The 13,228-nt window shown below is 66.4% G+C and carries 13 protein-coding genes; 10 read left to right on the forward strand and 3 right to left on the reverse strand.

What is annotated here, in order from left to right; genetic code table 11:
* The 7 genes from mdcC to Q9246_RS24895 all read left to right on the forward strand — a co-directional run bounded on the left by mdcC (position 1) and on the right by Q9246_RS24895 (position 4,665).
* Positions 1 to 315, forward strand: a complete 315-nt coding sequence (mdcC, locus tag Q9246_RS24865) for a malonate decarboxylase acyl carrier protein (RefSeq protein WP_306393949.1) — start codon at positions 1 to 3, stop codon at positions 313 to 315.
* Positions 312 to 1,220, forward strand: coding sequence for a biotin-independent malonate decarboxylase subunit beta (locus tag Q9246_RS24870; RefSeq protein WP_306393951.1), 909 nt, complete (start codon positions 312 to 314; stop codon positions 1,218 to 1,220). The genes mdcC and Q9246_RS24870 overlap by 4 nt, the downstream gene beginning before the upstream one ends.
* Positions 1,220 to 1,936, forward strand: a complete 717-nt coding sequence (locus Q9246_RS24875; protein WP_306398264.1) for a biotin-independent malonate decarboxylase subunit gamma — start codon at positions 1,220 to 1,222, stop codon at positions 1,934 to 1,936. The genes Q9246_RS24870 and Q9246_RS24875 overlap by 1 nt, the downstream gene beginning before the upstream one ends.
* On the forward strand, positions 1,920 to 2,600 hold the full coding sequence (gene mdcG / locus Q9246_RS24880; RefSeq protein ID WP_306393954.1) for a malonate decarboxylase holo-[acyl-carrier-protein] synthase: 681 nt from the start codon (positions 1,920 to 1,922) through the stop codon (positions 2,598 to 2,600). Before Q9246_RS24875 ends, mdcG begins: the two co-directional genes overlap by 17 nt.
* Complete coding sequence (mdcB, locus tag Q9246_RS24885) at positions 2,588 to 3,475, forward strand: triphosphoribosyl-dephospho-CoA synthase MdcB (RefSeq protein WP_422802341.1); 888 nt, start codon at positions 2,588 to 2,590, stop codon at positions 3,473 to 3,475. Before mdcG ends, mdcB begins: the two co-directional genes overlap by 13 nt.
* 1 nt (position 3,476) lies before the next feature.
* Positions 3,477 to 4,406 (forward strand): ACP S-malonyltransferase, encoded by a 930-nt coding sequence (locus Q9246_RS24890; RefSeq protein WP_306393956.1) that lies wholly within the window; start codon positions 3,477 to 3,479, stop codon positions 4,404 to 4,406.
* Positions 4,407 to 4,536: 130 nt separating this feature from the next.
* Positions 4,537 to 4,665, forward strand: coding sequence for a hypothetical protein (locus tag Q9246_RS24895; RefSeq protein ID WP_306393959.1), 129 nt, complete (start codon positions 4,537 to 4,539; stop codon positions 4,663 to 4,665).
* A 108-nt stretch (positions 4,666 to 4,773) separates the two neighbouring features.
* On the opposite strand, the gene Q9246_RS24900 is transcribed toward Q9246_RS24895, so the two are convergent.
* Positions 4,774 to 5,925 (reverse strand): GNAT family N-acetyltransferase, encoded by a 1,152-nt coding sequence (locus Q9246_RS24900; protein WP_306393961.1) that lies wholly within the window; start codon positions 5,923 to 5,925, stop codon positions 4,774 to 4,776.
* 69 nt (positions 5,926 to 5,994) lie between these two features.
* On the opposite strand from Q9246_RS24900, the gene Q9246_RS24905 reads away from it, so the two are divergent.
* Together Q9246_RS24905 and Q9246_RS24910 are read left to right on the forward strand one after the other, a co-directional pair.
* Positions 5,995 to 8,043, forward strand: a complete 2,049-nt coding sequence (locus tag Q9246_RS24905; RefSeq protein WP_306393962.1) for an NAD(+) synthase — start codon at positions 5,995 to 5,997, stop codon at positions 8,041 to 8,043.
* 26 nt (positions 8,044 to 8,069) lie between these two features.
* Entirely contained in the window at positions 8,070 to 8,408 is a 339-nt protein-coding gene (locus tag Q9246_RS24910) for a P-II family nitrogen regulator (RefSeq protein ID WP_078032232.1), read from the forward strand.
* Positions 8,409 to 9,231: 823 nt separating this feature from the next.
* On the opposite strand, the gene Q9246_RS24915 is transcribed toward Q9246_RS24910, so the two are convergent.
* Positions 9,232 to 9,837, reverse strand: coding sequence for a trimeric intracellular cation channel family protein (locus tag Q9246_RS24915; protein WP_137172031.1), 606 nt, complete (start codon positions 9,835 to 9,837; stop codon positions 9,232 to 9,234).
* A gap of 104 nt (positions 9,838 to 9,941) precedes the next feature.
* On the opposite strand from Q9246_RS24915, the gene Q9246_RS24920 reads away from it, so the two are divergent.
* Entirely contained in the window at positions 9,942 to 10,991 is a 1,050-nt protein-coding gene (locus tag Q9246_RS24920) for a DUF1176 domain-containing protein (RefSeq protein ID WP_306393965.1), read from the forward strand.
* On the opposite strand, the gene Q9246_RS24925 is transcribed toward Q9246_RS24920, so the two are convergent.
* The gene (locus tag Q9246_RS24925) at positions 10,963 to 13,152 is read right to left on the reverse strand and encodes an ATP-binding protein (protein ID WP_306393967.1); all 2,190 of its coding nucleotides are present in this window, start codon (positions 13,150 to 13,152) and stop codon (positions 10,963 to 10,965) included. The two genes, Q9246_RS24920 and Q9246_RS24925, sit on opposite strands and share 29 nt — an antisense overlap.
* Between the last annotated feature and the right edge of the window lie 76 nt (positions 13,153 to 13,228).

A 13,228-nucleotide genomic window follows, 5' to 3' on the forward strand; every position in this document is an offset into this window, starting at 1 on the left:
ATGGAAACGTTGAAATACCGTTTCGAGCAGGGACAGCGATCGCTGAGCGGCATGCCGCAGCTGGTGGGCGTGGTCGGCTCGGGCAACCTCGAAGTGCTGGTCGAGCCGGCGCCATTGCAGGGCGCCTGCGAGATCGAGATACGTACCGCGGCGGTCGGCTTCGGCGCCACCTGGCAGGCCGTGATGGCCGATTTTCACGATCGCTGGAGCCTCGCCGACGCGCGCATCAGCATCAACGACATGGGCGCGACGCCGGCCGTGGTCAGCCTGCGGCTGGACCAGGCGGTGGAATCCCTGGTTGGAGGGACGCCATGAGCAGCTACCAGGAATTGACGGCGCGCCAGCGCATCCCGGCCATCTTCGACGCCGGCAGTTTCGAGGAATTCCTGCCGCCGTCCGAGCGGGTGGCGAGCCCGCACCTGGCGCAACTGGACGCGCCGGTGTCGTTCGACGACGGCGTCGTCGTCGGGCGCGGCAAGCTCGATGGCAAGCTGGTGTTCGGCGCGGCGCAGGAAGGCGGTTTCATGGGCGGCGCGGTGGGCGAGGTTCACGGCGCCAAGCTGGTGGGCATGCTGCGCCGCGCGATCGACGAGAACGCGCATGCAGTGCTGCTGTTGCTGGAATCGGGCGGGGTGCGCCTGCACGAAGCCAATGCCGGCCTGATCGCCGTGTCCGAAGTGATGCGCGCCATGCTCGACGTGCGCGCCGCCGGCATCCCGGTGGTGGCGGTGGTGGGCGGCGCCAATGGCTGCTTCGGCGGGATGGGCATCGCGGCGCGCTGCGCCAATACCGTGATCATGTCGGAAGAAGGACGGCTGGCGATGTCCGGCCCCGAAGTGATCGAGACCGCCAACGGTGTCGAGGAATTCGATTCGCGTGACCGCGCGCTGGTGTGGCGCACCACGGGCGGCAAGCACCGCTACCTGCTGGGCGATTGCCAGGTGCTGGTGGCGGACGAGTCGGATGCGTTCCGCCAGGCCGCCATAGAAGCCATCGCCGGGCTGCATGGCGGCGAAGTGCGACTGACGCTCGACGGCTTGCTGGCCGAGCAGGCCATGCTGGCGCGGCGCCTGCAGGATGCCGAAGGCCTGGCCGAGCCGATGGAGGTATGGGGCAAGCTCGGCGTGCCGGAGCCGGCCAGGGTGCCGATGCTGGAAGCCGACGCCTTCCTGGAGATGGCGGCGTCGCATCGCGCCACGATCGAAAAAGGAGCACGATGATGGATTGGCAGCTACTCGCAACCCGGCTTTTCCCCGGCGGTCACGACATCGTCGAGAACGACAACTTCCTGTCCGGGACCGCCCAGGTCGACGGCCGGCCGGTGACCGTGATCGGCACCACCGGCCACACGCCGATCGGGATCGAGATCGCGCTGGCCCAGGCGCAGGCGATTCTCGGGACGGTGCAGGAGCATCCGGGGCGTCCGATCCTGATCCTGGTCGACACGCAGGGCCAGCGCCTGCGTCACCGCGACGAGATGTTGGGCATCAACAGCTATATGGCCCACCTGGGCAAGTGCGTCGACCTGGCGCGCCGTGAAGGGCATGCCGTGATCGGGCTGGTGTACGACCAGGCGCTATCGGGCGGTTTCATCACCAGCGGCCTGATCGCGAGCGCCTGCTATGCGCTGCCGCAATCGACCATCCGCGTGATGGGCCTGCCGGCGATGGCGCGCATTACCAAGGTGCCCGAGGAACGCCTGACCGAGCTGGCCCGGGACAATCCGGTGTTCGCGCCCGGCCCCGAGAACTACCTGCGCATGGGCGGCCTGCACGGCATATGGGAAGACGATCTTGCCGGCCAACTGGTACAGGCGCTTGGGGAGGCCCGCGATGAAGACCGGCGCATGGCGCTGGGCCGCGAGCGCGGCGGACGCCTGCTGGCGCAGCCGGTGGCCGAAGCGGTGAGGGCAGGCGGCCATGTTCGCGCGACATGACCTGGTCTGGCTGACGAGCCGCGGCTGGCAGCAGGTGCGCGCCAGCGCGCCGCCGGCGGCGCTGGCGGCGCTCGACCGCTGGCGCGACAACGGCTGGCCGGCGGTCGTGCGGCGCGCCGAGGCCGACCTGGCGCCGAACGAGGTGGCGATCGGCTTTCCGCTGCCGCCACGACCCGAGGACGGCGGCAAGCTGAAGGTCGGCTGCCGGGTCGAGCTGTCCGACGTCAGGCGCCGCACGCGCGCCTTGCCGCTGGTCGCAGCCCTGGACGCGGTGCCGGAGCAGTGGCGCGACAGCCTGGCGCTGCTCGAAAGCCAGGCGGCCGAAGCGGGGGTCGGGCTGGCGACGTATGGCTCGGTGGCGCTGGCGGCGCTCACCGGCCAGTATTACCTGACCCCGCATTCCGACATCGACGTGCTGCTGCAGCCGACCAGCCGCCGGCAGCTGATGAAAGGGCTGGACCTGCTGGCCTGGCATGCGGGCATCCTGCCGCTCGATGGCGAAGTGGTGTTCCCGGACGGCCGCGCGGTGGCATGGAAGGAGTTGCGCGCGGCGTTCGCCGGCGCGCCCGGCACGCGCGTGCTGACCAAGGGGCTGCACCGGATTGCGCTGGTGCTGCCCGAAGAACTGATCGCGACCCTGGAGGAAGAGACGTGCCTGAATTGATTGCCCTGCAAGCGACGCCAGTGGCGCGCCGGCCTGTCACGGCGGGCGAGCATGGTTTTGCCCAGCGCATTGCGCGCCTGGCCGTGCGCAGCCTGTACGCCGAACTGGTCTTGTATCCGAAGCCGGGCCTGGTTTCGCGCGTCGACAACGGCAGCCATGCCGACATGACGGCCGCAACCTTCTTGCGCAGCATGTTCGCGCTGCGCCGCTATTTTTTGCACATCACCCGGGCCGGCATCGACGACGCGCCATTCCACGTGCTCAAGAGGCTGGGCATCGAGGCCGAGGCGCGCATGCTGCACGCGACCGCCGGCATCAACACGCACCGCGGCGCCATCTTCTGCCTCGGCATGCTGTGCGCGGCGATCGGGCGCTGCCATGTGCGGGGTGTGCGCATGACGGCGGACGCGGTGCAGGCCATGCTGCTGCAATGCTGGGCCTCCGCACTTGGCGCGCACAGCATCGATGCCGGCGCCGGCTCGAATGGCGCCCGGGCGCGGCTGGCTTACGCCGCCAGCGGTGCGCGCGAGGAGGGCGCGCGCGGTTTTCCGTCGGTGTTCGACGTCGGCCTCCCGGCGCTGCGCCGTGCGCTGGCCGCAGGACGCGGCGTGCGCGAGGCCCGCATCGATGCGCTGTTCGCGCTGATGGCCCACATCAGCGACACCAACGTCTACCACCGCGGCGGTCCTGAAGGAGCGCTGGCCGTGCGCCACCAGGCGCGCGCCTTCGTTGCGCGTGGCGGCACCGCTTGCCCGGACTGGGAGGCGCGGGCGCTGGCCTGCCACCGCGGTTTCGTCGCAAGCCGCCTGTCGCCGGGCGGCGCGGCCGACCTGTTGGGCGCGGCCTGCCTGCTGCAGGCCGTGACGGTCGCCTAGCATGGCCGGCCGGCTCGCCATCCTGTGTCCAGGGCAGGGCGCCCAGCACGCCGGCATGTTCGACCTGGCGCGCCTCGATCCTGGCGCCAGCCGCTTGCTGGACGACTGGTTCGCCGATCCGGCGCTCGGGCCGCTGCTGCACGCGTCGGTCGAGGGCGAGGCGCGCTTCGCCAACCGCATCGCCCAGCCGTCGATCGTCGCCGCTTCGTTGGCGATGTGGACGGCGCTGCGCCCGTCGTTGCCCGAGCCGGCGCTGGTGGCCGGCTACAGCATCGGCGAATTGACGGCCTATGGGGTCGCGGGCGCACTCGATGCGGGCGCCGCGGTGAATCTGGCCGTCGAGCGCGCGCGCCTGATGGATGCCTGTCTTGAAGGCGGATCGGCGCAGGCGATGGTGGCGTTGTCCGGTATGCCCAACGGGACCGTGGAAGCCCTGCTGGCCCGTTTCGGGTTTTACGCCGCGATCGTGACCGGCGACGATGCGCTGGTGGCGGGCGGTCCCGCCGCGCGAGGAGAAGCGCTGGCCGAGGCGGCGCTGGCTGCTGGCGGTCGCGCGACCTTGCTGCCGGTTGCCGTCGCCTCGCACACGCCGCTGTTACAGGGCGCCGTCGCGCCGTTCGCTGACTTGCTGGCGGGCCAGCGCTGGTCTGGTATGGCATTCCCGGTCCTGTCCGGCATCTCCGCCGAACCGGTTCACGATGCAGGAAAGGCAAGACGCGATCTGCCACGCCAGATCGCCGAACCGATCCGCTGGAAGGAATGCATGGATGCCTGCGTCGAGAACGGCGTGACGGTTGCGCTCGAGCTCGGGCCGGGCGCCGCGCTGGCGCGCATGTTGCAATCGCGCCACCCTGGCATCGCTTGCCGCTCAGTGTCCGAGTTTCGTTCGCTTGATGGGATCCACTCCTGGCTACAGAGGCAGCTCGATTAACATTCACCAAGCTGATGTCTGATATTGCTACTCAGAATTGGAAGTTCCTTTGGGTCGCCTATATAACGGTTGCATAGCAGTCGTAATCGTAGGCGTCGCCACTGTTGGCGATGCAATCCAGGAGTCGAACGTGAACAAGATCATCAATGCCCTCGTCGCTGCCGCCGGCAGCCGCGCCAAGTACGTCATGCGCAAGCAGGCCGAGGCTGCCAAGCCTTACCAGGTGGAGTACCGCTCGAACGCAGGCGGCTGGAACTGAAGTCGCGCCGCTGCTGCAATAGCAGCGAAGAAGAACGAAGGCTGGAACCGTTTTGCGGTCCAGCCTTTTTTCATGGCTTGACCCATGGCGGCCGGGGCGGCACAGGTGCTATCCTGCGCGGAACGGGCTGCGTTCGTTCAGCTCATCCATGTAGTCGTCGATTCCTCCCGCCTCACGCTCCAGGAAGCGCTCCACCGCGTCCGAGAAGGACGGATGCGCCAACCAGTGCGCCGACCAGGTCCTGGTCGGTAAAAAGCCGCGCGCCATCTTGTGTTCGCCCTGGGCGCCGCCTTCGAACGTCGATATGCCCTGTTCGATGCAGAACTCCAGCGGCTGGTAATACGCCGCCTCGAAGTGCAGGCAGGCCACGTGCTCCAGCGCCCCCCAGTAGCGGCCATACAGCGTGTCCCGGTCGTGGATCACGAGCGAGGCCGCGATCGCCCGGCCTTCCTTCTCCGCGATCACCAGCAGGATATTCTCCGGCATCGTTGCACCGATGCGCAGGAAGAAATCCAGGTTCAGATAGGGCGTCGAGTGGTGCTCGCGGTAGGTATTGCGGTAGCAGCGGTTGAACAGCACCCAGTTCTCGCGCGTGGCATCCTTGCCGCGCACCCGGCGCAGGGTGATGCCGGCGTCTAGCACCTTGCGCCGCTCGGCGCGGATGTTCTTGCGCTTCTTTTGCTCGAGCGTGGCCAGGAATTCATCGAAGCTGCGGTAGCCCTGGTTCAGCCAGTGGAACTGCACGCCGCTGCGCAGCAGGAAGCCGGCCTCGCGCAGCGACTGCGCCTCTTCTTCGGGCGGGAACAGCACGTGGGTCGACGACACCTCGGTCGCCCGCTGGGTGGCGCACAGCACCTCGACCAGCGCCGCGCGCGCCCCGGCGTCGCGTGCCAGCAGCCGTGCGCCGGCCACCGGCGTGAACGGGATCGCCGACAGCAGCTTGGGATAATAATCGAGTCCATGGCGCTGATAGGCGTCGGCCCAGGCCCAGTCGAACACATATTCGCCATACGAATGGTCTTTGACGTACAGCGGCAGGGCGGCCGCCAGTTTGTCTTCTTCATCGTACAGCAGCAGGAATTGCGGCTGCCACCCGGTCTCGGGCGAGGCGCTGCCTGACGCGTGCAGGGCGTGCAGGAAGGCATAGGACAGGAAGGGCGTCGGCGCCGGCTGGGCAAGAACCAATTCATCCCAGCTGGATTGGCCGACTTCGGACAAATCTGAAACGATATGCGTGCGATAATTCAAAATTGCTTCCATTAAGACGAAGTGCCGGACAGGACGGGCCAGGCTGAGCCAGGCGTCTGCCGTATTGCGAACGATACCACCATGAACAGCCGATTCTTCAATCTCTATTCGCACCATTTCGCCCGCGTCGCGGTGGCCAGCCCGCGCGTGCGGATCGCCGACCCGGCCTACAACGTCGAGCAGACCATCCTGCTCGCGCGCCAGGCGGCAGGGCAGGGTGCGGCGCTGGTCGCCTCCCCCGAGCTGGGCCTGTCGGCGTACACCTGCGACGACCTGTTCCACCAGCGCGCGCTGCTCGACGCCTGCCTCGAAGGCTTGAGCGCCATCGTCGAGGAATCGAAATCGCTGCCGCTGGCCATGGTCATCGGCATGCCGCTGCGGGTCAACCACATGCTGTTCAACTGCGGCGTCGTGGTCGCCAACGGCAAGGTATTGGGCGTGGTGCCAAAGAGCTTCTTGCCCAATTATGGCGAGTTTTACGAATCCCGGCAGTTCACTCCCGCGGATTGCGCGGCGGTGGACCGGATCGAACTGTTCGGCGAGCCGATTCCCTTCGGCGCCAACCTGCTGTTCGAGGTCGCCAACCTGCCGCTGCTGCGCTTCCACGTCGAGATCTGCGAGGACGTCTGGGTGCCCGTGCCGCCATCCTCGTTCGCGGCGATGGCCGGCGCCACGGTGCTGGTCAACCTGTCGGCCTCGAACGTCGTGGTGGGCAAGAGCGGCTACCGCCACCAGCTGGTCGGCCAGCAGTCGGCGCGCTGCATGGCGGCCTACCTGTACACCTCGGCCGGCCGCGGCGAATCGACCACCGACATGGCCTGGGACGGCCAGTCGCTGATCTACGAGAAGGGCGAGCTGCTGGCCGAGTCCGAGCGCTTCAGCGACGACTCGCACATCATCTATGCCGACGTCGACCTGGATCGCCTGTCGACCGAGCGCATGAAGGCGACCACCTTCGCGCAATCGGTGCGGCGTCATGCGAACGAAGTATCGAACTTCCGTGTCATCGGCTTCGAGCTCGATCTCCCGCTGGAGCGCACGCTGCCGTTGGAACGGGCAATCGAGCGCTTCCCCTACGTGCCGGCTGACCGCGCGCGGCGCGACGAACGCTGCACCGAGGTCTACAACATCCAGGTCCAGGCCCTGATCCAGCGCCTGTCCTCGAGCGGCATCCAGAAGGTGGTGATCGGGGTTTCGGGCGGCCTCGATTCGACCCATGCGCTGCTGGTGTGCGCCAAGGCCATGGACCGTCTCGGCCTGCCGCGCACCAACATCCTGGCCTATACGATGCCGGGCTTCGCCACCAGCGGCCGCACACTGAAGCAGGCGCGCGACCTGATGGCGGCGGTCGGCTGCAGCGCGCAAGAGATCGACATCCGGCCGAGCTGCATCCAGATGCTGAAGGACCTCGGCCACCCGTACGCCGAAGGCAAGCCTGAGTACGACATCACGTTCGAGAACGTGCAGGCGGGCGAGCGCACCAACCACCTGTTCCGGCTGGCGAACTTCCATAACGGGATCGTGATCGGCACCGGCGACCTGTCCGAGCTGGCGCTGGGCTGGTGCACCTATGGCGTGGGCGACCATATGTCGCACTACAACGTGAACGCCAGCGTGCCCAAGACCCTGATTTCCTACCTGGTGCGCTGGGTCGCCGAGACCGGCGCGGTGGTCGGCGGCCAGGCCCAGGTGCTGCTCGACATCCTCGATACCGAGATCAGCCCCGAGCTGGTGCCAGGAGGAGAGAATGACGACAAACCCGCCCAGAGCACGCAGGACAGGATCGGCCCCTACGAGCTGCAGGACTTCAATCTATTCTACACGCTGCGCTATGGCTACAAGCCGAGCAAGACCGCCTTCCTCGCGTATTCGGCCTGGCAGGACCGCGAGCTTGGGCGCTGGCCCGAGGAGCTGGGCACGCGCAACCAGTATGACCTGGGCGCCATCAAGCGCAACCTGTCGATCTTCCTGTTCCGCTTCTTCAAGACCAGCCAGTTCAAGCGCTCCTGCGTGCCCAACGGACCGAAGGTCGGCAATGGCGGCTCGCTGTCGCCGCGCGGCGACTGGCGCGCGCCGTCCGACTCCGAAGCAACCGTGTGGCTCGACGACCTGGCGAACATCCCCGATTAACTCTGGTATATGAAAGGACCAACACCATGAAACAGATTACCTGCGTGATCAAGCCGTTCAAGCTCGACGAAGTGCGTGAAGCGCTGGCCGAGGTGAACGTGACCGGCCTGACCGTCACTGAAGTGAAGGGCTTCGGCCGCCAGAAGGGCCACACCGAGCTGTATCGCGGCGCCGAGTACGTGGTCGACTTCCTGCCGAAGGTGAAGATCGAGGTGGTGGTGGACGATTCGATGGCCGAGCAGGTAGTCGACGCCATCATCAAGGCCGCGCGTACCGGCAAGATCGGCGACGGCAAGATCTTCGTGCAGAACGTGGAACAGGTGATTCGTATCCGTACCGGCGAGACCGGCGCGGACGCGGTGTGAGTGATGCAGGCGACCTTTCCGCGGCAGGATGGAGCGGTCGCCTACTTCGCGGCAGTGGGATTTTGTCGGGAGTGCATGGCCGCTCCCTGCCGCTTCTTACGAACGGCGTCGAAAAAATCCCGTTCCAGGCCAGGACGATTCGGTTCCGGTCCTTGATGTAGACGTAAGCGCAACTCAGCTCCACGACGGTGACAGGATTCGGCAGGCGTAGCTGATTATTGCTTACGCGTGCGTTCTCTCTGAGCTCGATATTCGTTTCCACGCGCTCGGCAAGGAAATTCGATTCAGAGCATACCTGGTCGCCGAATCTGATTTTCTCTTCGCTGATGATCAGGTCCTTTTCGATCAACCGCTTCGCTTGATCGGGACCGATTGAAATCGTTGCGTAGTCGAGCACAGACCTGATCTTCCATTCTCCGATGATGCCTGCGGGTTTCATCGTTTTAGAGGCGTCGCTTGCTGAGGCTGGGATGGTGATCAGTAAAGTAGCGAGAGTGAGCAGCCTCGATGCCGATCTGCCTGAACTTGCACGCATGACACCGCTCTATGAATTTTCCGATGGTCAATGTAGCACTGTGAAGTTACTAGATATTGAGGTGAACTAACCACATCCGCCCGGTGGTAGATGGCAATACGGCCATCAGGAGCAAAAACAGAGCCTATCAACACCACCCACTAAACCTGGATTTTTGTAACTAACCAACTTAAGCGTGCAGTCATGAACCGGAGCCGCGATCCTGCACGCAGTGCGGTGAACAGCTTGCAGGGATGAGTCGATCAGAGGTGGTTTAGTGCTACTTCGTAAAAAGCAGGCGTATTGCGTTCAACGTCCCATCCGCATATCGAACTTCCACGTCAGCAGCCGCAAGCCACTAATGAACAGGCAGCTCGACCACAGCGCAAAGTCATGCGACACGCCGTACTTGCCCATCAACAGGAACAGCCAGTTGCCGAGGAAGGCGCAGATCGCATACGGTTTGCCATCCCTGAACACCATCGGCACTTCGTTACAGACGATATCGCGCAGCACGCCGCCAAAAATCCCGGTGATCACGCCCATCATCGAGGCGATAAAGATCGGCATGTCGGCCGCCAGCGCCGCCGACGTCCCCGCGATCGAGAACAGCCCCAATCCGACCGCATCGGCGATCACGATCAGGCGTTCGGAGACGATCTGGCGCAGCGTGCGAATCAGGGGCGAGGCCACCAGCGCCAGCACGAAGATCGCGATCGCGTATTCCTGGTGGGTGACCCAGAACAGCGGACGCTTGTCGAGCAGGATGTCACGCAGGGTACCGCCGCCGAAAGCGGTGATGAAGGCGACCGTGAACACCCCGACCAGGTCCATGCGCTTGCGCCGCGCCTCGATGAAGCCGGAAAACGCGCCGACCAGGATCGCCATGATTTCGATGAACTTGATGAGGGTCATGCAGCAGCGGAGAGCAGGAAGTGTTGTTAGACTACCATGCGCCCGCAGACTTACGTAAGGTAAATCTGTGCCCTAGCCAACACCACGAGAAAGACCACCAGCGCATGCGCTTCGCTCTCATTCCGATGGCGGCCCTGGCCGCCGCCAACTGCCTCGTTCCGCTGCAGGCGGCCGAGCTTCCGCAACTGCGTTTCCAGCACCACGACTGGGAACTCGCCTGCGACAACACCCGCACCTGCCGCGCCGCCGGCTACCATCCGGAAGACGGCCGCAACCCGCCGCTGACCGTGCTACTGGAGCGCAAGGCCGGCCCCGGCCAGGCCTTTGATGCTCGCCTGCGCCTGGGCGATGCCGATGACGCTATCGATCTCCCGACAACACTGGCGATGCAGGTCGACGGCCGCGCGCTCGGCACGGTCACGCTGGACCGCGAGGAAGCGGCAGGCAACCTGAGCGCTTCCCAATCCCAGGCCCTGCTGCGCGCCGTTGCCAGCACCGGCAAGGTCGCATGGCGCGCGGGAGGACGCAGCTGGACCCTGTCGGGCAAGGGCGCGTCGGCGGTGCTGCTCAAGATGGACGAGTTCCAGGGCCGCCTCGGCACGCCGGGCGCCGCCATCCGCAAAGGCGGCAAGAACGAACAGGATGTATTGCCCGCCTTGCCGGCCCCGGTGGTTGCGGCAGCCGCCGTCCCGGCCGGCGAGCTGCCGCGCCTGGGCAAGGAAGAAGAACGGATCCTGCTCGCGACCCTGCGCAAGACGGCCGGCAACGACGACTGCGCCGACCTCGAGGCGATCGCTACCGGCGAGACGCAGTTTTCCTATGCGCCGCTCACAAGGGACAAGATGCTGGTCTCGGCGCGCTGCTGGCGCGGCGCCTACAACGAGGGCCACGGCTACTGGGTCGCGAACCGCAAGCCGCCGTTCGCGCCGCAACTGGTGACGCAATCGGGCACGGACTACGACCAGGGTGTCATCGGCGCCGCCCACAAGGGGCGCGGCATCGGCGACTGCTGGGGCCACGACGAATGGACCTGGGATGGCCGCCAGTTCATCCATACCGGTTCGAGCACCACCGGCATGTGCCGCGGCATCGCCGCCGGCGGCGGCTGGACGCTGCCGACGCTGGTCAGCCGGCCAGCGGCAGGCGCAAGGTGAACACCACCCGCTCGTCCTCGTAGCGGTAGGCGATCTCGCCGCTGTGCTCGCGCACGATCTGCTGCGCGATGTACAGGCCCAGGCCCATGCCGCTGCGGTTGCGCGGATTGTTCAGCGAAGCGCGCTTGAAGGGATTGAACAGGGTCGCCGCCAGCTCATGCGGGATTTCCTTTCCCGCATTGGCGACGTCGAGCACGGCCTGGCCGGCGTGCGCCTTCAGGCTCACGCGCACCGATTTACCCGGCTCGCCGTGATGGCGGGCATTGCTCAGCAGGTTGGACAGCACCTGGCCCAGGCGCCCTTCATCGGCATTGACAATCACCGCGTCATCGCACACCAGTTCGATCGGAATGCCCGGGTACGCCATGCGCGCTTCGTCGATCAGGTCCTCCAGCAGCGCCTTCATGTCGACCGGCTGTAGTGTCACGCCCAGTCCCATGCCACGGTCGATGCGGCTCATGTCGAGCACCTGGCCGATCATGCGCTGCATGCGGTTGGTGGACGACTGGATGCGCTTGCCCAGCGTCGGCTGGTGACTGCCAGCGTTGCCAGCGGCGCCGTTGCCGGTGCGTTCCAGCACCATGCCTGCCATGCTGATCGAATGGAGCGGGTCGCGCAGGTCGTGCCCCAGCATCGCCAGCAACTGCGCGCGGGTGGCCTCGGTCTGGGCCCGGTGCGCGTTCACGGCGCGTACCAGTTCGGCCAGCGTCAGGCGCGCATTGGCCAGCACGCTCGCTTCCCAGGGATGGGCGCTGCCGCGCACCGTTTCATACCAGGCGTCGAACGAGCCGCGCGGGGTCAGGCGTTCGCCCAGCGGCCCGAGCGCAACAGTCTTGTCGGGCCGTCCGCCCCAGGCTACCTGCTCGATCTGTTCCAGCCGCAGCAAAACACACCAGCCGTGGCCCAGCGGATCGAAAGGCAGGGCCAGCATGCCTACCCATTTGCCGAGCTTGCCGTGCAGGGCGGCCGGCCAGTCGGCCTGCAGTTCGCGCACCACCAGGTCGTGCTGGTTTTCGGGCAGCGAATGGATGACGGCCTCGGCCAGTTCCTCGGACAGGTCGCCGAACTGCGCGATCTTGCCGTGCTGGGTGACGAGCATGGCCTGCGCACCGGAGGCCTGCAGCAGGGCGCGCGCGTGCTGGCCGATGGCGTCGAGCGGATCGTCGTCGAGCAGCAGCGATTCGACCAGGGCGGTGCGCACCCGGGCCGACTGCTCGGCCAGCGAGGCGTCTTCGCGCGCCTCGATGCTGTGGATGGTCGAGGCCATCACCTGCGCCAGCACGTCGGCGGCCAGGCGCACCGCGTGCGGCACCAGCTTGGGCGCCATGTGATGGCAGGCGATCAGGCCCCACAGTCGACCGTTGATCACGATCGACACGCTCATCGAGGCGCACACGCCCATGTTCTTGAGATACTCGACATGCACCGGCGAGACGCTGCGCAGTACGGAGAAGCTCATGTCCAGCGGCGCCGCATCCGGCGCGCCGAGCAGGGACACCGCGGCGTAGCCCATGTCGGCGATCGTGCGGAGGGTGTTGAGCGTGTACAGGCGGCGTGCCTGGGCCGGGATATCTCCGGCAGGGTAGCGTTGTCCGAGGTAGGGCACCAGGTCGTCGCGCCGGCTCTCGGCGACCACGTCGCCGCTGTCGTCGGGACGGAAGCGATAGGCCATCACGCGGTCGAAGCCGGTGAACTCGCGCACCTGCTGCACCGCCGAGGCGAGCAGGGCGTCGATCGTCTTCTGGCGGCGCAGGCGGTCGATCGAGCCGTGGGCCTTGATCGCGAAGCGCGACACCTCTTCGCTGGACGTCTCGCGGCGCTCGAATTCGGCCACCACGCGGCCATCGGCCGCATGCACCACGCAATCGTAGTCGGCGCCACCGATATTCAGGCCGGCCACCAGCGGGGCCGCGTCGTCGTCATCCCGGGCGGCGATGCAGTCGCCAATGGCCTCGAGGGCGGTGGGCGGCAGGGCCAGGGCGGCGAACGGCAGGCCGAGCTCGGGCACGATGCCGAGCATGGCAGGGGCGTTGGCGCTCCAGCCCGCGAGCTGGCCATCATGCCGGAAGAACAGCAGCGCGCCATGCGGCTGGATCGAGCCGGGAATATGAATGGGCTCGTCAGCGCAGGACAGCAGGTCGACGTGCCGTCCATGTTCCATTGGAACTGCTTGCGTTGCCTTCAATACACTTCCCCTTTTCGAACGGCCGGAACGTCCGGCGTGGAGGCATTCTACC

The sequence above is a fragment of the Telluria beijingensis genome (assembly GCF_030770395.1).
GTDB lineage: Bacteria > Pseudomonadota > Gammaproteobacteria > Burkholderiales > Burkholderiaceae_D > Telluria > Telluria beijingensis.